The organism is Sphingopyxis sp. GW821-FHT10B01 (assembly GCF_059415685.1).
In genome coordinates this window covers 699,367-718,347 of record NZ_JBWKNS010000003.1, presented here as the reverse complement: position 1 = coordinate 718,347, position 18,981 = coordinate 699,367, and the positions used below count along the sequence as shown (strand labels likewise).

The 18,981-nt window shown below is 61.7% G+C and carries 22 protein-coding genes; 15 read left to right on the top strand and 7 right to left on the bottom strand.

Translation table 11 applies throughout. From position 1 onward, the window contains the following. Window positions 1-3 precede the first annotated feature (3 nt). From trbF to AC07NV_RS12230, 6 genes are all read left to right on the top strand, one after another. Window positions 4-837 carry a conjugal transfer protein TrbF gene (trbF, locus tag AC07NV_RS12255; protein WP_495166626.1) on the top strand — a complete coding sequence of 278 codons (834 nt, stop codon included), beginning with the start codon at window positions 4-6 and terminating at the stop codon, window positions 835-837. Further along, a complete protein-coding gene (gene trbG, locus AC07NV_RS12250) occupies window positions 834-1,679 on the top strand; it encodes a P-type conjugative transfer protein TrbG (RefSeq protein ID WP_495166625.1) in 846 nt (281 codons plus the stop codon). The genes trbF and trbG overlap by 4 nt, the downstream gene beginning before the upstream one ends. Further along, window positions 1,676-2,905: a TraB/TrbI/VirB10 family type IV secretion system protein gene (locus AC07NV_RS12245; protein ID WP_495166624.1), complete on the top strand. Its 1,230-nt coding sequence runs from the start codon at window positions 1,676-1,678 to the stop codon at window positions 2,903-2,905. The genes trbG and AC07NV_RS12245 overlap by 4 nt, the downstream gene beginning before the upstream one ends. Window position 2,906: 1 nt before the next feature. Next, window positions 2,907-3,122: a DUF2274 domain-containing protein gene (locus tag AC07NV_RS12240; protein WP_495166623.1), complete on the top strand. Its 216-nt coding sequence runs from the start codon at window positions 2,907-2,909 to the stop codon at window positions 3,120-3,122. Further along, complete coding sequence (locus AC07NV_RS12235) at window positions 3,119-3,346, top strand: helix-turn-helix domain-containing protein (RefSeq protein ID WP_495166622.1); 228 nt, start codon at window positions 3,119-3,121, stop codon at window positions 3,344-3,346. Before AC07NV_RS12240 ends, AC07NV_RS12235 begins: the two co-directional genes overlap by 4 nt. A 201-nt stretch (window positions 3,347-3,547) precedes the next feature. After that, window positions 3,548-3,934 carry a hypothetical protein gene (locus AC07NV_RS12230; RefSeq protein ID WP_495166621.1) on the top strand — a complete coding sequence of 129 codons (387 nt, stop codon included), beginning with the start codon at window positions 3,548-3,550 and terminating at the stop codon, window positions 3,932-3,934. Here AC07NV_RS12230 and AC07NV_RS12225 read toward each other — a convergent pair. The 3 genes from AC07NV_RS12225 to AC07NV_RS12215 form a co-directional block, all read right to left on the bottom strand. Further along, window positions 3,902-4,570: an HNH endonuclease gene (locus AC07NV_RS12225; protein WP_495166620.1), complete on the bottom strand. Its 669-nt coding sequence runs from the start codon at window positions 4,568-4,570 to the stop codon at window positions 3,902-3,904. The genes AC07NV_RS12230 and AC07NV_RS12225 overlap by 33 nt on opposite strands. Window positions 4,571-4,792: 222 nt before the next feature. After that, complete coding sequence (locus AC07NV_RS12220; protein WP_495166619.1) at window positions 4,793-5,431, bottom strand: class I SAM-dependent methyltransferase; 639 nt, start codon at window positions 5,429-5,431, stop codon at window positions 4,793-4,795. 214 nt (window positions 5,432-5,645) lie between these two features. Continuing rightward, window positions 5,646-7,034, bottom strand: a complete 1,389-nt coding sequence (locus AC07NV_RS12215; protein WP_495166618.1) for a S41 family peptidase — start codon at window positions 7,032-7,034, stop codon at window positions 5,646-5,648. Window positions 7,035-7,570: 536 nt separating this feature from the next. Here AC07NV_RS12215 and AC07NV_RS12210 point away from each other — a divergent pair. The 5 genes from AC07NV_RS12210 (at window position 7,571) to AC07NV_RS12190 (ending at window position 12,932) form a co-directional block, all read left to right on the top strand. Next, window positions 7,571-8,248: a response regulator transcription factor gene (locus AC07NV_RS12210; RefSeq protein WP_495166617.1), complete on the top strand. Its 678-nt coding sequence runs from the start codon at window positions 7,571-7,573 to the stop codon at window positions 8,246-8,248. A 23-nt stretch (window positions 8,249-8,271) separates the two neighbouring features. Then, window positions 8,272-9,591: a sensor histidine kinase gene (locus AC07NV_RS12205; RefSeq protein ID WP_495166616.1), complete on the top strand. Its 1,320-nt coding sequence runs from the start codon at window positions 8,272-8,274 to the stop codon at window positions 9,589-9,591. Between the two features lie 123 nt (window positions 9,592-9,714). Further along, entirely contained in the window at window positions 9,715-10,101 is a 387-nt protein-coding gene (locus AC07NV_RS12200; RefSeq protein WP_495166615.1) for a hypothetical protein, read from the top strand. Window positions 10,102-10,213: 112 nt separating this feature from the next. After that, complete coding sequence (locus AC07NV_RS12195) at window positions 10,214-11,440, top strand: serine hydrolase domain-containing protein (RefSeq protein WP_495166614.1); 1,227 nt, start codon at window positions 10,214-10,216, stop codon at window positions 11,438-11,440. A gap of 37 nt (window positions 11,441-11,477) precedes the next feature. Beyond that, complete coding sequence (locus AC07NV_RS12190; protein WP_495166613.1) at window positions 11,478-12,932, top strand: serine hydrolase domain-containing protein; 1,455 nt, start codon at window positions 11,478-11,480, stop codon at window positions 12,930-12,932. 61 nt (window positions 12,933-12,993) lie between these two features. Here AC07NV_RS12190 and AC07NV_RS12185 read toward each other — a convergent pair whose 3' ends face one another. Together AC07NV_RS12185 and AC07NV_RS12180 are read right to left on the bottom strand one after the other, a co-directional pair. Continuing rightward, window positions 12,994-13,602, bottom strand: coding sequence for an outer membrane protein (locus AC07NV_RS12185; protein ID WP_495166612.1), 609 nt, complete (start codon window positions 13,600-13,602; stop codon window positions 12,994-12,996). A gap of 17 nt (window positions 13,603-13,619) precedes the next feature. Continuing rightward, entirely contained in the window at window positions 13,620-13,895 is a 276-nt protein-coding gene (locus tag AC07NV_RS12180) for a hypothetical protein (RefSeq protein WP_495166611.1), read from the bottom strand. A 307-nt stretch (window positions 13,896-14,202) separates the two neighbouring features. On the opposite strand from AC07NV_RS12180, the gene AC07NV_RS12175 reads away from it, so the two are divergent. Genes AC07NV_RS12175 through AC07NV_RS12160 form a run of 4 tightly spaced genes read left to right on the top strand, consistent with a single transcriptional unit; the run spans window position 14,203 to window position 17,442 of the window. After that, on the top strand, window positions 14,203-14,874 hold the full coding sequence (locus AC07NV_RS12175) for a response regulator (protein WP_495166610.1): 672 nt from the start codon (window positions 14,203-14,205) through the stop codon (window positions 14,872-14,874). After that, on the top strand, window positions 14,871-16,274 hold the full coding sequence (locus tag AC07NV_RS12170) for a sensor histidine kinase (protein ID WP_495166609.1): 1,404 nt from the start codon (window positions 14,871-14,873) through the stop codon (window positions 16,272-16,274). Before AC07NV_RS12175 ends, AC07NV_RS12170 begins: the two co-directional genes overlap by 4 nt. Window positions 16,275-16,312: 38 nt before the next feature. Next, entirely contained in the window at window positions 16,313-16,942 is a 630-nt protein-coding gene (locus AC07NV_RS12165; RefSeq protein ID WP_495166608.1) for a class I SAM-dependent methyltransferase, read from the top strand. After that, the gene (locus tag AC07NV_RS12160; RefSeq protein WP_495166607.1) at window positions 16,939-17,442 is read left to right on the top strand and encodes a DedA family protein; all 504 of its coding nucleotides are present in this window, start codon (window positions 16,939-16,941) and stop codon (window positions 17,440-17,442) included. Before AC07NV_RS12165 ends, AC07NV_RS12160 begins: the two co-directional genes overlap by 4 nt. Before the next feature lie 614 nt (window positions 17,443-18,056). Here the strand turns inward: AC07NV_RS12160 and AC07NV_RS12155 are convergent. After that, window positions 18,057-18,536, bottom strand: coding sequence for a hypothetical protein (locus tag AC07NV_RS12155; RefSeq protein ID WP_495166606.1), 480 nt, complete (start codon window positions 18,534-18,536; stop codon window positions 18,057-18,059). 67 nt (window positions 18,537-18,603) lie between these two features. Beyond that, window positions 18,604-18,825 (bottom strand): hypothetical protein, encoded by a 222-nt coding sequence (locus tag AC07NV_RS12150; protein WP_495166605.1) that lies wholly within the window; start codon window positions 18,823-18,825, stop codon window positions 18,604-18,606. Window positions 18,826-18,981 lie beyond the last annotated feature (156 nt).

The following is an 18,981-nucleotide window of genomic DNA, read 5'->3' as shown; positions in this document are numbered from 1 at the left end:
GCTATGCGATGGAAACGCGCCGTGCAGCGCTATGGGCAGACGCCTGAACCCGAGACACCCTATCAGCGTGCCGGGCAATTGTGGGACGAGCGTATCGGCTCGGCGCGCGTCCAAGCCCGCAACTGGCGGCTGATGGCGTTCGGCGGCCTATTCCTGACGACCGGCCTGTCTGCTGCACTCATCTGGCAGTCGATGCAGAGCCGCGTCGTTCCCTATGTGGTCGAGGTTGATCGGCTCGGCGTGGCGCAGGCCATCGCGCCCGCCGATGCGGCGTACAAGCCAACCGATCCGCAGATCGCCTGGCATCTCGGCCGCTTCATAACCAACATCCGCGGGCGCTCGCTCGACGCAGTGCTGATGCGCGAGAATTGGCTCTCGGCCTATGATTTTGCGACGGAGCGCGGCGCGCTGTTCCTCGGTGAATATGCCCGCGCTGCCGATCCATTCGCCGAGGTCGGCAGGCGGACGGTCTCGGTGCAGATCAATAGCGTCGTCCGCGCGTCTGACACTTCGTTCCGGATCGGCTGGACTGAACGCGAATATGAGCGCGGCAGTCTCGCTGGCACCTCACGCTGGACTGCTATGGCGACGGTCAAGCTGCGCCCGCCGCGCTCGGCGGATATCCTCCGCAAGAATCCGCTCGGCCTCTACGTCGATGCGATCGACTGGAGCCGCGAGCTGGAGACGCCCGCAGATCGGCCGTCCCAGCCGATCCCCGCGTCGGTGCCGCCGTCCATGCTTTCACCGTCCGCCAATCTCCCCCTCGGCTCGCCGCTCAATCCCGGCCTTGGACAGCCGCTTGAGCCCGAGCTGACCTCGGAAAGGAACGCCCAATGATCCGACCGCTTTTCCTGTCGGCGAGCCTGATTGCGCTCGCCATACCCACCGCCGCGCAGACGCGCGAGACCTCATCGCCGACGGCTCGTGTCATCGCGGCCAATCGGGCGGCGCTGCGCGAACCGTCGAGCACCGGCTATATCCACGCGGTGCAGGTCTACCCCTACGCGGAAGGCGTGCTCTACCGGCTCTTTGCCGCACCCGAGCGCGTGACCGACATCGCCTTGCAGCCGGGCGAGACCGTCACATCGGTTGCCGCCGGCGATACGGTGCGCTGGACCGTCGGCGATACGACCAGCGGGAGCGGTGAGACCCAGCGCACGCACATCTTGGTGAAGCCCTTTTCCGCCGGGCTGCGGACGAACCTTGTCCTCACCACCGATCGTCGCGCCTATCATCTGGCGCTGGAAAGCACGGCCACGACGGCAATGGCGGCGCTTTCCTGGACCTATCCGCAGGATGAGCTGGTCGCGCTGCGCCGCAGTCAGGCAGCGGCCGAGGCCGCTGTACCGATCGTATCCGGCCTCGCCATCGAACGCCTCAACTTCAATTATGCCATTTCCGGCGACAAGCCCGCATGGCGACCGCTGCGCGCGTTCGACGACGGGCGCCAGACGTTCATCGAGTTCCCGGCCAGCATCGCCGTGGGCGAGGCTCCCCCGTTGTTCGTGACCGGTGACAATGGCGAAGCTCAACTCGTCAATTACCGCGTCGCCGGCCGCTATTATGTCGTCGATCGCCTGTTCGGCGCCGCCGAGCTGCGGCTTGGCGGGAAGCGCCAGAAGGTCGTTCGTATCATACGCATCGACCCCGCGCGCGCTTCGCGACGGAGCGCGTCATGACCGACGCGGTTGTCCCGCCCGCTGCGGCGCCAGCCAAGGTGGATCCGGAAACCTTGGTGATGCGCGCCGCGCCGGGCCGTGTCACGCGGTTCCGGCGCGGTGCGATTGTCGCCATTGCCGCAGTCGGCTCGACGGCACTCGTTGGCGTCGCATGGCTGGCACTGAAGCCGACGACCTTGAGCTTGGTCGCGTCGAGCGATGACAAGGAGGTTGCTGCGAAGGCGCCGCCCGATGCGCTCGCCGGCGCGCCGAAAAGCTACGGCGATGTCCCCCGGCTCGGGGTGCCGCTCCCTGGCGATCTCGGGCGGCCGATCCTGAACCATCAGCGGAGCATCGGCTCGGCCGCTCAGGCCGATCCCGCGGCTGACGCTGCCCAGCGCGCTGCGCAGCAGGCCGAAGCGGAGCGTCAGCGCATCGCCGCGGAGCAGCGCGCCGCGCGAGAATCGGGTGTGATGGTGCAGGTCGGCGGGACCGCGCAGCGAGCCGCGGCGGCAGTGCCGGGTTCGGAAATGGCCGCGCCCGGCACTGCCCGGGAAATAGCTGCGACGCGATCAGGCGTCGATCCCGAGCCGGATCCAAACGGGCAGGACCGAAAGAATGAACTGGTCGGTCGCGGGAACAGCGCAGACGACATCAATCCGCACGCATTGATGCCGGCCCCGTCGCCCCACACATTGACCGCGGGCAGCGTTATCGCCGCGAGCCTGATCACCGGGCTGAATTCGGACCTGCCTGGTCTGGTCACGGCGCAAGTGACGGAAAATGCCTATGACAGTGTTACGGGGAGGATATTGCTGATCCCGCAGGGCGCGCGGCTGATCGGCAGCTACGATAGCGTTGTCGCCTTCGGGCAAAGCCGGGCGCTCGTGGTGTGGCAGCGGATCATCTTCCCCGATGGCTCCTCGATCCGCATCGACAATGTGCCGGCGACCGATACGCAGGGCTATGCCGGCCTGTCCGACCGGATCGACCGGCATACCTGGCAATTGCTGAAAGGAGTCGCGCTCTCGACGTTGCTCGGGGTCGGCACCGAACGGGGTTTCGGAAGCAGCGAGAGTGACCTCGTTCGGGCGCTCCGCGAGTCCACGCAGCAGGGAGCCGCTCGCGCCGGCGATCAGGTCGTGATGAAGAATCTCGACGTACAGCCAACCCTCAAAGTGCGTCCGGGCTGGTCGCTGCGGATTGTCGTGCACAGAGATCTTGTCATGAAGCCTTGGAGAAACTGAGATGCCCGACCTCAAATTGGCGAAACTGCCCGATCGGACGCCAGTCAAGATAACTGTCCAGATCATGCCCGATCTCGACCAGGCGCTGCGTGACTATGCCGCAGCCTATGAGGTGGCATATGGAAGAGCAGAAGCGGTCGCCGACCTCATTCCGCCCATGCTCATGGCATTTCTCGAGAGCGATCGTGTTTTCGCGCGTTCGCGGCCCAAGCCATGAAGGACAATGCTTTCCTCGCGGACGCTTCGTCGGAGCAGGAAGCGTCCGAAACTCTGCCTGCCGAACCGATCTGCGTCCGGATCGCAGCCGCAGTCAAGCTCACCGGTATTGGCCGGTCAACCCTTTATGAATTGATCAACGCCGGCGAAATCGAAACGGTGAAGGTCGGACGCTCGACCTTCATTCGCTTTGAGAGTCTCAAGCGATTGTTCGAAAAGCAATGAAATGAGGCGCGCCCGCTAGTTGGAGCGACTGGACGACTGTCACGGGCGAAAATCGACATGAATGACGTTGCGTCCCCTGCAACTCGTGGTGGTGATCCGACCCCACTGTGCCATCTGGGCTCGCTCCGCTCAGTCGCCGGCTGGATTAGGGGGGGCAAGGATGGACGCAGTGCGTGAGAGTACACTCATCGCATCGCGATTTTGACTGAGCGGACGGTCGCGGCGGGAATCGAGATCTTTTCGCTCGATCCGCGCCATATAGATTTTAAAGCGGATTTGCGCAGCGTGGGGGGTGGGTGTCTTGCGATGGCGCTGCGCCATCAACTAGTTCTGGAGGATGATGTCCCCTACCTCGAGGCTGAGATCCTGCTCACGGTCTCGCTGTCGTGGTTCGTCCCCTGCTATCCGATCGACCTGCTGGTCGCGGCGAAGTTTCGCCTTCTCCATATGCGGCAAAAGCTCGGCGATAATTCTCCACATCTTCGGAAAAGCTCCGGTCCCGGCAGTTTTTCGGATCGCGGATATAGCGGAACAAGCTCGGGTCATGATGTGGATCTAAGCCTCTATGGCAGGTGTGGCAGAGCGTGATGAGTTGGCCATGTCCGTAAGACCTTTCTTCGCCCATGGGCGGATGTGGTGAACTATGAGAAACAGATCACTGTGATCGTCCGGGCTCCGACCACAGATTCGGCAACGCCCTCCGTCGCGTTTCAAAATCTTCATCCGCAGTTTCGGCGTTGGCGCACGTTTGAAGGCGGAATCGGCAACCAGCTTTCTAGACACAAAGCCCAATTCGCCGATCTGGCAGGCCTGCTTTGGCTTTAGCATATCGGGAACGAAGGCTTCGGCCACTGCCGGGGCGATGAGGGCATGCCCGCCGTTCCGGAAATAGATCATGAAATGATGGACATTATTCACGAAATAAAAGGGCCGACCCAATGTACGCCAATTGTCGGCCATCTGCGTCGTGACGAGGCTCGCTTCACGCAATTCCACCCGCTGATCTGGATCGGCATAACCTACCCACATCGAATGTATGTGCCAGGAGATACAACCCTCCGCGTTGGCGGTTAGCGTGAAGGCGTAGAACCCCTCGTCATGCGAATCCGGCGGGGTCTCCATCTGCTCAAGCAGCGCGCTGACGCTCATGGCGTCTGGCGCCGCGCCGCTGCCTTCCTCATTCTTCGGCCCATAAAGCCTCCGTCTCTCGAAGCGGGTAATCATCTTGGGAGGGCAGGAGCGTGGGGGCAATCCTCATATTCACGATAGGGCTCAACCGATCGGGTATCCTCTCGTGCGCTTGCCTCTTATCGAGTGGCCGACTTGCGCCTGATCCCAGCCATTTCAGCATACTTTATCGTTGCCCGAAAGCAGTCGTCCAATATGTGAGTCACGAGTGCCAGCTACGCGCCTGACCGCAAGTCACATATGCGGCCAGGCATCGGATCATTGCTTGCGCGCGATGATATACGGCCGGTTATCATCTCCTCTGCTTGCGTGGTTTTCCATCGCCAAGATGGTGAAGCCTGCTGCCTCTATGAGCTGGCTGAGCTCCAATGCACTGAAGATGCTCGCATGGGGCGCTTTCCCAAACGTCCGCATCAGGGGCAAAAGGACGAGCCCGATGAGCGGGTTCATATCTCCAAGACACGGCGTCTTCGAAATAAACAGCCCACGAGGTGCGAGCAAGGCGTGGATATGGCGCAGCGCTCCAGGCACATCGCGGACCAGATGGAGATAATTGAAACCCAAGATCAAGTCGGCTTGCCCGTCGTCGAGCGGAAGTGCATCGACGGTCGCGGTGCGAAAGGTGAGGCCAACCATCGGAGTGCTCATATGCTTGTCTTCGGCGATCGCAATCATCTCGGGCGAAATGTCAGTTGCGCCATAGGTGCTGGCATCGCCAGCCAGCCGCAAGGCCGTCGCTCTGGTGCCGCACCCGAGTTCGAGCACCCGATGGTTCGGCTTCATCAAACGGCGAGTCCGTTCCAGCGTGCGCTCGTAGCCGGCCGGATCCGATATGCTGCCTTTGGCATATTTCTTGGCATTATTGCTCCAGAAACGGTTGTCGCTGGCTGTACTCATAATCAGTGCTCCGTTGCAGGCCGGGGCTGAGGCCCGGAGCCAAATCGAAAAGATGGACGTATGCGCATGATCGCCGGCGGGGTTTCAGCCCGACTCGGAGGTGACGAGCCTCGGGCCGACCCGAGAATGCAATGCCCGTCAATCGGTCCAAGATGGCGCTCGCCCGGGGACGCCATACGTCTGCGGTAACTTCCAGCCCTACGCATCAGTCTGGTCAACGTAGTGACCGCGTATAAACAATGGGCGTCGGAACCCCTCGCCACAGCGTTTCCAGGTTGGCGCCTTTGAAGCGTGCGCGGAGCATTTCACGTCCTTCCAGCGCAAACAGAAGTCCGTCCGGTGTTAGCGGCAACATCCGCCGCATGGGCGCGCCCGCCCGTGTTCGCATCCAGATAGCTCCATCGCGATATTCAATGGTCGCGTCGCCATATTGCCCCGCCCTGGCGCGGAGCGACGTGCCTGCGATCATGACCGGGTGAAGCCGCGCCTCGACGGCGACGCGTGCCCAATCATATTCGGCCCGGCGTGCAGCATCATCGCCGGCGCCGGTGACAAGTACGTTCAGCGCTTCCAGCTCTGCCCGGTCGAGCGCACTCGCTGCAGCCGTCTGGATATCCGGCGCGACGCCCGTTCCCTCCCAATTGGCCTTGCTCACCGCATGGACGGGCCGACCGAACGACACGCTCAGGAGAAAACCCGACGAGATGGGCACGTAGCGGTTGTTATTGGCGCCCCCTGCGGTGGCCTCGCCGATCAGGCGGCCGATCTTGAATTGCTGGACGCTGTAAGCGAAATCTTCGGCGGCCGAAGCGGTGCTGCCGTCCATCAGCACATAGAGTGGCTTGCCGATCATCCGGGCGGCGGGAAGGTTACTCAATGTATGGGATTGCTCCGGATCCTTGCCGGCTTCGTAAAAAGTCATCAGCAGGCGGTTCGAAGGCAGAAAATGGCTGAGCGCATAGCGCACCGCATCATGCGACCCGCCTCCATTCCCGCGAATGTCGATGATAACGGCATCGCCATCCCTGAGAAACCGCATCGCGTCGTCATAGGCCTCACCCGTCTCATCCTCGATCCAGTCGAAACCTGAAATGCGAAGATAGCGAATGTTTCCCGGTAGAAGCCGGCTGTCCCCCAGTCCGTAGTGGGTCCGGCGAGCCCGGGCCGTCAACAGTGCCTGGCTATCGCCATCCGGCGCTGTCGCGCTCGACGGCGGCCGGGTCAAGGCTCCGAAATATTGGGGATCATACTGCAGATAAAGATGCGTGTCCTTCCCGGCGCGAGTGATGTCCTCGCTGATCCGCGTGGCGAATGTGGCGGGGTCGGTCGTTTCATATCGGCCTGCGGCATTGCTGGACCGCAAGGCCTCGACGATGGCCGGTACACGATCGGGAAAAACATATTGGCGCTCGATTGCGGAAATGATCGCTTCGACCGCTTCGGTCTTCTGTGCCGGCGAGAGCACGGCGTTGTCGCTGTACGCTGGTGCAGGGCGTAACTGAGCTTGCGCGGGCGACGTGATACCTTGGCACATGGCAATCGCGGCAATCGTAAGGAGCCTTTTCAAGTCTGTTCTCCAAAAAAATCGCGAACTGGACGCCAAATCCGCGTGATCATGAATTTCTTCTTCGTTAAATCACTGCTCGACGACGAGCGGACGGCGTTCGATGGACACCGGACCTTGCGCGAGCATTGCGTGGTTTGCGATTGAATCCATCCGTCGAGCCTCTTGTGGCATCGACGTCGGGCAGGGCTTCTCCGAGCTTCGCATGGACGTCGGCAGCACGCCGCTTGCTGCGCAGACCTGACCCGGTATCGGGGCCGCCGTAAATGGACACAGGGTAGGGCGCTTCAGCGCCTTTGGCGCTAGCGCGCTGCCATGGCGGCCACCGCAGGGACCAATTCATGCGATAGCGCGCTGCCATGGCGGCCACCGCAGGGACCAATTCATGCGATTCTCCCTCGCCGAACAACATGAGCGAAATCGCTCCTACAAGCAGAGACGCTTCGCGCCGGCAGATTCTGCGGTCGTTCGGCGGCGGTTCAGTCAAGATCGGTCACGATTCTGCCACGACAGCGGAGGGAATTGGCTGGGCCGGCGAAATCCTGTGGGCCGGATTCGAGATATAGACAGGGGGTATGGTGCGAATATTGTTGGTTGAGGACGAAGCCGCGATGGCGGCCGCCTTACGAAACGTCCTTGAACGGGAAGGCTATGTCGTCGATCATGTGTCTGGCGTCGCCCTTGCGCGAGAAGCCGCCCGTTGTGGAAACAGCGACCTCGTCTTGCTCGATCGGACGCTCTCCGACGGCGACGGTCTGTCGATTGTAGCGGACTTGCGCGAACACAATCCCGGTGTCCCGATCATCGTCATCACCGCACTTGGGAACGTAACGGATCGTGTGACGGGGCTTGATACCGGCGCCGACGATTACCTGGCGAAGCCGTTCGCGATGGAAGAGATGCTCGCGCGTATTCGTGCGGTGCGGCGGCGGCCGGCCAGTTTGCTTCTGCAACAGATCAAACTGGGACTGCTGGCCTATGACCTCGAGAACGAAGAAGCGAGCGTGAGTGGAGAGCGCCTTGACCTTCCGCGCCGCGAACTGTTGGTCCTCGGCACGCTGATGCGCCGACGCGGGCGCACGGTAGTGCGCCGGTCGCTCGAGGAAGCTGTCTATGGCTTCGATGACGAAATTCAGTCCAACACCCTCGACTCCCATGTCTCGCGGCTGCGGCGGCGATTAGCCTATGCCGCCGCCGATGTTGAAATCCATGCCATCAGGGGTGTGGGATACCTCATACGGCAAATTTCCTGATGCCGCGGCGTTCACAATCCCTGATGCGGCGCCTGATCGCGCGTTTGTTGATATTCCATGTCGGAACGCTGTTCTTGTTCGGCATCGTCTTTATCGCCTGGCTCGTTCAGGCCGATGAGGGGGGCGTCCTCGTGAGCCCGGAATATGCGGAAGTCGCGGCGCGCGCCATCGAACGATCGCCCGACGGGGCCATCCACCTCAAGGAAACCGGGGAATTATTCGCGCTGCGCCGCAATGATGCCGATTTCTGGTTCGTCGCGCGCAGCGACAAGGGGGAGATCGTCACGAGCGGCAAGGTTCCTGACATTTATCGTGGGCTTGCTGCGAATCTCGACCGGATGTCCTTCGCAGACATCCGCGATGCGCGCAAACCTTATACCTATCTCGCCATTATCCGCCAGGTCTCCGGCCCGGCGGGCGATCTCACGATCCTGACCAAGGGCAATTTGTTCAGCCCGACATTCGTCGTCCTGTTCCTGTCGAACTTGCTGATGATCCCGCTCCTCGCCGTACTCGCATTGGTTACGATGATCGCTACGCCTCTGATAGTCCGGCGTGCGTTTGCCGGTCTATCCACCGTGTCCGGCGTCGCAGGGCGGATCGACATCGAGCGTCGCGGCGCCCGCCTGCCCACCGATCAGGTCCCCGCCGAGGTTGAACCTCTGGTCGAAGCCTTCAATGGTGCGCTTCGCCGGCTGGACGAAGGCTATGAGCGGCACCAGCGCTTCATCGTCGATGCGGCGCACGAACTGCGCACGCCCATCGCCGTCCTGCAGGCGAAGGTCGAGGCATCGGACGATCCGGATCTCTTTCGACGGTTCGGGCCCGATATCGGCCGGCTAGCGACCTTGGCCGAACAGCTTCTGGACCTTCAGCGGATCGACCGCCTTACGCGAATGGACGATGTCATCGATCTTGCCGATCTGGCTCGGCATGTCGTCGCCGACCTGGCGCCGCTCGCGATCGCAACCGGCGGCGATCTCGCGGTGGTCGATCTCGGCGCCGACTGCGTGCGGGGAGACAGGCCCTCACTGGAACGTGCGATAGCCAATCTTGTACAGAATGCATTCGACCATGGCGGAGGGCGGGTCATCGTCCGCGTGGCGGGCGCCGTCATCGACGTCGAGGACGATGGTCCCGGAATTCCCATCGTGGAGCGCGAGCAGGTGTTTGAGCCATTCTATCGTCTTCGCGCACGGCAGACCGGAACGGGGCTGGGACTCAATCTCGTTCGGCAGGTGATGGATCGCCACGGTGGCAGCGTGTCGGCGCTGGAAGCCCGTGGCGGCGGGACGATCATGCGGCTTGAATTTGTACCCGGCGCGGGCGACGGCACGGTCTGACCCGCTATCTGGGCGACTCGCGGTCAGCGCATTCTCATGCGCCAGACCCAAATTCCGTAACAACGTCAGGTTGACGCAATCCTCGACTGTCATGGCGACCCTGTTCTTACAGAGGAGTCCCCCATGAAATCCCGGTTGCGCGTGCTGTCCCTCTTCTTTCCGGCGATGTCCGGCATCATTCTCGCCTCGGCCCTGTCAGGCTGTGCGACCGATATCATGCGCGGCTATGTGGGGCGCTCGCCAGAAGACGTCATGGCGCGATACGGTCCGCCCTACGACGTGCGCGATCTGCCCGATGGACGGCGCGCATATCAATGGTTGGAGACCTCGACGACGACGTCAGGGGGCACCGAGACCACCGTTATCGAAAAGCGCCGTCGCCCGCGGACGCGCACCGAAATTTCTCCGACGACAACCGAAGAGAAGCGTTGTTTCTATACAATGTATGCGCACCGCACCCCGGCGGGATGGCGGATTGACGATTTTGCGAAGCCAGAGTTCGGCTGTTGACGTTGCGCCGGCGGGCTCATCCCTCGACAAGGTCGATGCGTAGGTCCGCCGGCGCGAACCCGAAATCCCCAGGGCGAGCCGGCCGGACTCCGGGCAAGTGAGCTAATCGACCGTGAAGAAGTGGACATTCTTTCTCACCACGCTCGCGGCCACCGCCGTCGCGCAGCCGGCACTGGCCCGCGACGTGATGCCTGCCGTGGCAAAGCTGGATGCCATGATGGAACGGCAGATGCCGGCCATCGTGCGCGAAGAGAAGATCGGCGGCATCGGTGTAGCGGTGATCCGCGATGGCCGGATTATCTGGTCGGGGCATTATGGCGAGCAAAGCCCGGGTGTTCCGGTTACCGAATATACCGCCTTCAATACCGCCTCGATCGCGAAAACGGTCACCGCCGAAACGCTGCTCGCGCTTGCTGCCGCCGGTAAGATAGACCTTGACGAGCCGATCGTAGACCTTGTCCGCTCGCCAGAGATTGATCGCGACCCTCGCTACAGGCTTTTGACGGCCCGGATCCTGCTGTCGCATCGCTCGGGCCTGCGTAACTGGCCGGACGACTATGCGGACCGCAAGCTCGCATTCGATTGGACACCCGGTGCCCGCTATCGCTATTCAGGCGCCGGCGTCGAAATCGCGGCACGTTATGCCGAGGCGAAGACAGGAGAAAAGCTGCGCGTGCTCGCCGGCGCGATGCTGTTCAAGCCATGGCGCCTCGACAATATGGCGGTGGGAGAATTGCCGGCATGGACGGACGGGCGGCTCGCGATGCCGGTCGATGCCAACGGCGAATATCTCGAAGTAGGCAAGATATATCCGGGGCTGCGTGAGGGCACAGGAATCGGCGCCGCTTTCGATCTCATCACGACGACGAGCGCCTACGGCGGATTTCTCGAACGACTGATCACGGAATCGTCGAAGCGCTCGCAGGCCCGCGCGAAGCGCGAGACGATATTGACCCCGCTCGCGGGCGACCCCGTCTATGACTGCTCCAGGCGATATACGCATCGTTGTCCCGATCGCTACGGCTATTCCTTCGGTTGGCAGGTGCACCGATATGGTCGTCATATGGTCCTTCACCACACCGGAAACGACGAGGGCGAAACCGATCTCGTCTATTTCTCGCCCGATCGCCGCACCGGCGCCGCGATCTTCGTCAATGGCGCAAACGGTTGGGTCGCCATCGTCCGCGCGCTCGAGATCATCGGCGACGAGCCCGAACTGGCCGGCTATTATCGGGGACTATTGGCAAAGCGGCTCGCCCGCAGACCGGATTCGATGACGGAAGGCGCGCCCGCGGATCATGCTGCAGGCCTCTCCGCGTCCGTCAGCCACGGAGACTGAGATGAACAGGGTTTTCTGGGCCGGTACGCGCAGATCCTTGCTTCGCTACGCGCCTGCGATCGGGCTGACGACCCTGCTTCGTCCGCCATCCGTTTTAGCTAGGGCGGGGGCGGGCGACACCGGAGCCGAGGTCGATCGTTATCTCGGTGCCCAGATACGCAAGCTGCGCATCCCGGGCTTGGCGCTCGCCGTCGTTCGTGAGGGGCATGTTGTCCTAGCCCGCAACTATGGCACCGCGAGCGTCGAGTTCGCGCAACCGGTCCGCGCCGATACCGTGTTCGCCGTCAACTCGATCACCAAGGCGTTTACCGGGATAGCGGCGATGCGGCTGGCCGAACAAGGGCGGCTGGATCCGATCGCACCGGTGGGGCGATACCTCGCCGATCTACCTCTGGGCTGGCGCGATGTCACGATCCGGCAATTGCTGAGCCACATGTCGGGCATTCCCGATATCATGCGTGCGCCCACCGTCGAGACCAACGCTGCGGCGGCTTGGGCATGGGTGCTGGAGCAGCCGACGATTTTCGCGCCCGGCGCGCGGTTTCATTACTGCCAGACCAACTACTCCCTGATCCAGCGAGTGCTCAATACGCTGGAGAAACGAGCACTCGACGCACCGCTGGCGCTGGATCAGATCCGGCTGGCAGGGATGAAACACACGGCTTATGGCGATGCCTATGACGTGATCCCGCACCGGGCGCCGACCTATCGCTGGGTCGCCGCCGGACCGCTCATCGATGGTTATGGGGCGCCCGCCCCGGATGGACGCGAACTGAAAGCGACCTCGGAGCGCTTCCTTCCCATTCGCCGGGCATCCTCCGGTCTCAACAGCACCGCGCTCGACATGGCAGCATGGCTCGCTGCGATCGATCGCGGTACGATTCTGTCGGTCGCGGCGCGCGAGACGATGTGGACCCCGACAGCCTTCGCAAGCGGTGAGAAGGGGCAATGGGGACTTGGCTGGCAGGTCTTCGCTCGTGGTAGCCAACGCGCCGTGGCAATGACAGGCGGGGGACGGGCAGCAGTGTTTTATTATCCCGAGCATCGCCTCGGCATCGTCATCCTTACAAATCTTTCAGGCAGCTACCCGGAAGACATGGTGGACAAGGTCGCGTCGCTCTTCGCTCCGACGCTCGATCTGTCTGGGATACCGGCCCTGCGCATCGAGCTTGAGGAGTGGGGTTACCACCGCGCTGCGCTCGCTGCGGCGGATATCGAGGCGCGCGGACCGGGCTTTTCCTGGCCGGAAATGGAGTTGAACGATTGGGGATATCGATTGCTCAGCACGGGGCGGGCCGGCGACGCGCTCGACATTTTCAAGTTGGCGGCGGCTAAATTTCCGGCGAGCGCGAATGCCCATGACAGCCTTGCGCAGGCATATCGGGTAAATGGCGATACCCGGTCCTCCATCACCGCATACAAGCGCGTCCTTGTCCTTGATCCGGCAAATGAAAATGCCAAGCGGAAGCTTACGGAGCTGGAGCAATATTGATTTCGCCTTGCAGCCCCGACGGACGACCGTGGAATTGGCCGTCCGTCGAAACCGGTCCGGTTCAGAACCCCATTGAAATTCCGAGGAGAACCTTGGACGAGGTCAGCCCATCGCGATAATTTACCCGGTCATATTCGGCGCGGGCATAGAACCCCGATGCAAGCGCAGCTTCCGCCCCGGCTCCCCAAAGGAAACCTTTTTCGGTTCCGCTCGATTTTAGGTCATTGAGGTTGGACGCGTGAAAGTCGGTTGTTTCGCGACCCCGCAGCCAGCTGTATCCGGCGCGGCCATAGAGCAGAACATTGGAGGTCGGCAGCACCCCGACACGGCCCGAGACATCCCATGTCCAACGCGGCTTCAGCGTGTAATCGCCCGTCGTGTTCGACGCGGTGAGCTTTTTGCCTCCGCGCCCGATACCGCCTTCAACGCCCACCAGAAACGCCGAGCCGAGTTGAAGGTCATAGCCCGCATGGCCGCGAAAGCCGATGCCGCCCTCTTTCTCGTCAACCTTGCCAGCGATGCGAGGCACCGCAAAATCGCCGTCGTGCCAACGATAATCGATCGACGTGCCGATCTTCACGCCGCTGAAGGTGGGTTCGTCATGGGATTGGGCGAACGCAGCGCCGGGCATCGACGCGAGTGCGCCGGCCAAAAGGAGAGTACGCATCATCAAGAATTCCTTTTTCGTTACATCGACCGCCCGGTGAGGAGCGGACGCTTTTGCGTTGGAAGCCGAACCTTGTGCGAGCATTGCGGCGCTCGCGATTGAGGACGTTGGTAGTGGGTTTTGTGGCGTCGACGTCCGGGGGGTGGGTTCACCGAGCCTTTTTTATGGACGTCGGGCAACATGCCCTTGCCGAAGATGCGGTTGTGCGGATCGGACCAGGTGTGGCCGCCATTTGTAAAGCTGGTTGCCAAGGCCGCCGCCGCGGCGATAGCGTGCATTGGAATGTCGATGCGCATCTTCGCCGTCAGTGGGATCGAAGGCGAGATTCACCTGCTGCAGTTCGGAAGGCCAACGTGCGGAAGCCGGTCCTTGATGAATCGAAGAAGGTGGCCGTCCAGCGTGACCGGGGCCTATCCGGACCTTTCCGATGATTTGGCCCTGATAGACCGGCTGGTCGTCCAATGCTGAAACGACACTTCCGATCTCCTTTAATTCGCCCTTGAGGTGAAGCCAATCGGCTAGGCCGCCGGGCGATCGGAGTTGACCGCAATGTTTGCGCAACCATTCGCGCATAGCGCTCGTCGCGCAGATATTGAGGAAGCTATGCGTATATTGCTGGTAGAAGATGACCCGCAGATGGCCGCCGCGCTCCGCAGGGCGCTGGCCTTGGCAGATATCGTCGTCGATTTCGCGCCGACGTTGGACGTCGCGACATCGGCGGTGGCGATGGCTTCCCATGACGCGATCATTCTCGACCGTGGCTTGCCTGACGGGGACGGACTGGCGTTTCTGGCGCATCTGCGAAGTATGAACTGCGATACGCCGGTTATCCTTTTGACTGCGAAAGGCGACGTCGCTGACAGAATCGACGGCCTCGATGCCGGTGCGGACGATTATATGACGAAGCCTTTTTCGACTGAGGAATTACTGGCGCGGCTGCGCGCGGTACAGCGGCGTCCGTCCACACTTTCCCCTTCGATCATCCGGGCGGGGCGACTCGTTTTCGATATGGGCGAGCGCGTGGCCATGATCGATGAGCTGCCGCTTAGTTTGCCGCGCCGTGAACTATTGCTTCTTGAAATTCTCGTACGGAGGCTTGGCCGGACGGTGCAACGCGCATTCATTGAAGAGGCGGTTTACGGTTTCGACGACGAAATCCAGTCCAACTCGCTCGACGCCCATGTATCGCGGCTCCGCGGGAAGCTCAACAAAGGCGGCGCCGGGGTCGAGATTCACGGCATCCGCGGTGTGGGCTATCTACTGAAACCATCGTGATCGGCCGTCGCACGATACCATCCCTTCGAGGGCAGTTCCGCTGGCGGCTGGCGATACTCCAAGCGATTATCCTGTCGATCGTCGTAACGACGCTGGTTATGATCTTGATCCTGGCGGGCGAATATCATCCGGGTGAACCGGCTGACGAAGTCATTGCCGTCGTTCGCGACGCATCTACGCGGCAACAGAATGGCGAGTTGGCCCTGCGCCCGACCCCGGCGCTCGAAAAACTGCGGGTAGAAATGCACGGGCTCTGGTTCATCGTTCGGGATCGTGCCGGGCACCGCCTGTCTGAGGGTTCGGTGCCTCCGGAGTTCGCAAGCATCGGTGCATCTCTGGATGGCGTTGGTCAGGCGCGGCTGGGATGGAATATCGCCGACCCACCGCGACTTGGCGCTCGCATGCAATGGGTAGGGACTGCCATCGGAGAGGTCCAGATCGTCACGGGGCCTGGAGCACAAGTGTCGTGGGATCGCGCGCTAGGTGCGGGTCTCCTCGCCGCGCTTGCTTCCCTTTTGCCGATGCTTGCAATCATGATTCTCGCGACCTGGCTCGCGACGCCCGCCGTCATACGCTCGGCGCTCGGCGGTCTGAATGAAGTGATCGAAGAGGCTGGAAGAATCGACGTCGATCAGCACGGGCTACGATTGCCTGTTGCAACTGTGCCGCAGGAAGTTCGACCGCTCGTTGATGCCATCAATATGACGCTGGAACGCCTCGACGACGGACACGAGCGTCATCGTCGCTTCCTAGCGAACGCTGCCCATGAATTGCGGACGCCCATCGCCGTCCTTACGACACGGCTCGGCCTGCTGCCGCTGGGTTACAGCCGCTCGACGCTGCTTGAGGATGTCGGGCGGCTCGCGACCTTGGCGGAGCAGCTGCTCGATCTCGAGCGCTTGCGCCGAGACTGGCGTGCGGACATGTCCGAGGTCGACCTCGTCGCGCTGGTACGCGATGTGGCGGCGGACCTTGCGCCCGTGGCGATAAATGCCGGCTATACGTTGGCGGTTGAAACCGCGATCGAACGCATCGAGGTGATGGGCGACCACGCGTCCCTTGAACGGGCGTTGGTCAATCTCGTTCAAAATGCCATTCAACATGGGGGACGGCGCGGCGCGATCCTGCTGCGTGTAGACATGAGCGGCGGCATAGAAGTCCATGATCAAGGAACCGGAATAGCCGAACAAGACAGGGCGCGTGTCTTCGAACCATTCTGTCGTCTGGGCGGCGGTGCGACGGGGGCCGGGCTGGGCCTTTATCTCGTTGCCGAAGTCGTCGCTCTGCATGACGGGCATATCCTGGCGCTTGAAGGCCTGCTTGGCGGCCTGTGCATGCGTATCGAATTGCCGGTTTCGGTACCCGGTTCATGCAAGCCTCCCGTAATCCAGCGCGCGTAGGTCGCCAAGGGTAGGTGATCCCCACCCGAGGAAATATAATGAAACAGAGAGCGGAGGGTTTGCGAGCTTCGAATGGCGTCGCGGACGCTATCAGATTCATCCGTGCGGGTCTGCTGAGGCCGCGCCAGGTCGGTGCGCTGCTCCCTTCGGGAGCTGCGCTCGCCCGATTAATTACCAGCGAGATCGGACCCTCGACCGGCAAGGTTCTGGAGTTAGGCCCGGGCACCGGTGTGTTCACGAGAGCCTTGATTGATCGCGGCGTCCACGAACGGGATTTGACACTTGTCGAAGCGAACGAACGTTTTGCGCCGGCGTTGCACCGAAACTTCCCCGAGGCGCGACTGCTTCAATGCGATGCGGCCCGGCTGGCAGCGAGCGATCTCGGGACCTTCGGCCCGGTTCGCGCGGTTGTCAGCGGCCTGCCACTGCTCAATATGCCGCTCCGCAAGATATTCGCAATTGTCGCAGCGGCCTGTGGCCATCTCTGCGAGGGGGGAGCTTTGTATCAGTTCACCTACGGTCGAAACTGCCCCATCCCGCGCCGGATTCTCGACCGGCTCGACCTGAAGGCCGTTGTTGTGGGCCGCACTCTTTACAATCTGCCCCCGGCGACGGTTTATCGCATCACGCGTCGCGCGCCGTTATCCGCCACGAGGCGCACGCCGTGACCGTCGAGACCTTGTTCGGCCTAATGGCGGGACCAACCATTCTGGTGGCATGCCTGATTGCGCTGGCGGAAAAATTCATGCCAATTCTGCCATCATCGGCGCTGCTCATTTTTCTCGGCATGAAGGTCGTGGCTGGCCCGGGCGATCTCTTTCTTGTCTTCGCTGCGACGACGCTCGGTTCCAGCCTGGGCAGTCTCTGCCTCTATGCAGTTGGAAGAAATCTGGGCGAGGCTGGGTGCGCAGCCGTTGTGGCGCGCTATGGCCGCTGTCTGCTTCTAAGTCCCGTGCGCTATGACCGATTGGTCAAGAGGTATCGCGGTCATCACTTTCCGGTAACCCTCCTTGGCCAAACCGTGCCCGCGGCACGTGCGATCCTTCCTCTGTCAGCGGGCATATTCGGGATGGCACCCGGCTGGTTCATGCTGGCCGTCGGGCTTGGAGCATCGATCTGGAATGGAGGCTTCCTGACTATCGGCTACATCTTGCGCCTTGCACTATAATTCCATTTGGTTTCGGTACTATGCCGCCGCGCCATTTTCGCTTGTGTTGCTAACAAGAAAATATCCTTTTCGTGTCCTAGAGCTAACTCGCACCGTATCGGGTTGGGCAACCCACTGCCTTGTAGAGACAATCGGTCCTGGGCTGACAGTTGGCTCGCGTCAGCCTCATCCGGGATCCGAAGGCCCTGTTCGACGGATTCGTTCACAACGTTAGGCCAGGGTCTTGCGAGATCGAAATCAGTGCAGGGACAGGCGCGGCCAACAATGCCGGCATCGCGCACATGGCCCTTTTATTCTTTGGGGCCCTGTAGGGTTTCGTACTCCAACCCCGCAAATGTCGCCGCAGTCACCGCTCGTGCAGCCCTTGAGCCATGAATCCGCCCATCAAACCTGCCGCGAGCCGAGATCGGTTTAGGGCGATCCAATGTCCGCATTCCCTCCTATTCGTACCAAAAGCAGTCGGTCCACTTGCGGGCACACCCGGATTCGGTTGGAATGGCGGTTCGCAAGATCGCGGCCATTGCCGGCATGGAGCCTGGATTATGCGAACAAGCCGAGGGAACGGGATATCATCGAGCAATCAAAAATCGCCGGAGCCATTCGGGGCAGTCGTTTCAAGGCGCCGAATATGGCGATTCTCCGCCGAGGCTGTTGTTCGTATGACGGATCAGAAGATCGCACAGACAGGCAGCATCGGAACAGGCGTCGCGCTTTGCGATGAAAGCGGCATCGCGCGGGGGATTGCTCTGGTCGACTTCCTGCTTGGTTGCATTCTCGGTGGCATAGACCCAGGCAAGATCGTCGAGGCGGCCCATGTGCCAGAGTCCGGCAGGATATTCGTCCAACGAGTCGCACATCAGCTGATGTGCTTTCACGGTTGGGGCATCGCAGCTGATATCGGACAGGATGTTCGCATAGGACGGTTCCAACCTGGCTATGCTCTTTTCGACCGCGGCAAAGTCCACCTTGCAGCTCTGTGCGAACGATATCTGAGGTACCAGCAGCAACGCGATCGTCAGAACCACGCGGGATGCGGGGCCGGGGCGCCGTGACAATAGGGGCATGGGGTCGTCCTTTGATTCGTTGAAGCGCATATCGCGCGCTCGGCTTAGTCAGCGATTGCGCATCGTCAATGTGATCGACCGCACATGGATCGAATAATCAATGAATTTCATAGGATAGATACCGATATGCGGCGGACTGGCCCAAAGGACCGCCGCGCACCATCTCGCTGCTGGAGCGGGTTCTCATGCCCGACCCGAAGACGCCGTCCGCCGCCAAAGCCGAAAAAGCCTTGGCGCTCGCTCGGCCGTCAGCCAAATATCCGGAGGCCACTCCGGCGAGCAAACCATGAGAGATGTCCAGCACGATGATGACGCGCATAGTTGATGGCCTAATGTTGTTGCGCGCCGCCATGATCGCGGCGTGTCTCTGGACCGCGGCGCCGGCCTCGGCTCAATGGCACGCCGAGGAAACCGTCCTGAACTGCCGGTTCGAGGCGCAGGGCCGGGTGGCGTCCATTTCGCTTGCGGGCACTCG

Coding starts and splice junctions, on each gene's coding strand:
- trbF (WP_495166626.1), top strand. CDS start 4: ATGCGATGGAAACGCGCCGTGCAGCGCTATGGGCAGACGCCTGAACCC.
- trbG (WP_495166625.1), top strand. CDS start 834: ATGATCCGACCGCTTTTCCTGTCGGCGAGCCTGATTGCGCTCGCCATA.
- AC07NV_RS12245 (WP_495166624.1), top strand. CDS start 1,676: ATGACCGACGCGGTTGTCCCGCCCGCTGCGGCGCCAGCCAAGGTGGAT.
- AC07NV_RS12240 (WP_495166623.1), top strand. CDS start 2,907: ATGCCCGACCTCAAATTGGCGAAACTGCCCGATCGGACGCCAGTCAAG.
- AC07NV_RS12235 (WP_495166622.1), top strand. CDS start 3,119: ATGAAGGACAATGCTTTCCTCGCGGACGCTTCGTCGGAGCAGGAAGCG.
- AC07NV_RS12225 (WP_495166620.1), bottom strand. CDS start 4,570: ATGATTACCCGCTTCGAGAGACGGAGGCTTTATGGGCCGAAGAATGAG.
- AC07NV_RS12220 (WP_495166619.1), bottom strand. CDS start 5,431: ATGAGTACAGCCAGCGACAACCGTTTCTGGAGCAATAATGCCAAGAAA.
- AC07NV_RS12210 (WP_495166617.1), top strand. CDS start 7,571: ATGGTGCGAATATTGTTGGTTGAGGACGAAGCCGCGATGGCGGCCGCC.
- AC07NV_RS12205 (WP_495166616.1), top strand. CDS start 8,272: ATGCGGCGCCTGATCGCGCGTTTGTTGATATTCCATGTCGGAACGCTG.
- AC07NV_RS12200 (WP_495166615.1), top strand. CDS start 9,715: ATGAAATCCCGGTTGCGCGTGCTGTCCCTCTTCTTTCCGGCGATGTCC.
- AC07NV_RS12185 (WP_495166612.1), bottom strand. CDS start 13,602: ATGATGCGTACTCTCCTTTTGGCCGGCGCACTCGCGTCGATGCCCGGC.
- AC07NV_RS12180 (WP_495166611.1), bottom strand. CDS start 13,895: ATGCGCATCGACATTCCAATGCACGCTATCGCCGCGGCGGCGGCCTTG.
- AC07NV_RS12175 (WP_495166610.1), top strand. CDS start 14,203: ATGCGTATATTGCTGGTAGAAGATGACCCGCAGATGGCCGCCGCGCTC.
- AC07NV_RS12165 (WP_495166608.1), top strand. CDS start 16,313: ATGAAACAGAGAGCGGAGGGTTTGCGAGCTTCGAATGGCGTCGCGGAC.
- AC07NV_RS12155 (WP_495166606.1), bottom strand. CDS start 18,536: ATGCGCTTCAACGAATCAAAGGACGACCCCATGCCCCTATTGTCACGG.
- AC07NV_RS12150 (WP_495166605.1), bottom strand. CDS start 18,825: ATGCGCGTCATCATCGTGCTGGACATCTCTCATGGTTTGCTCGCCGGA.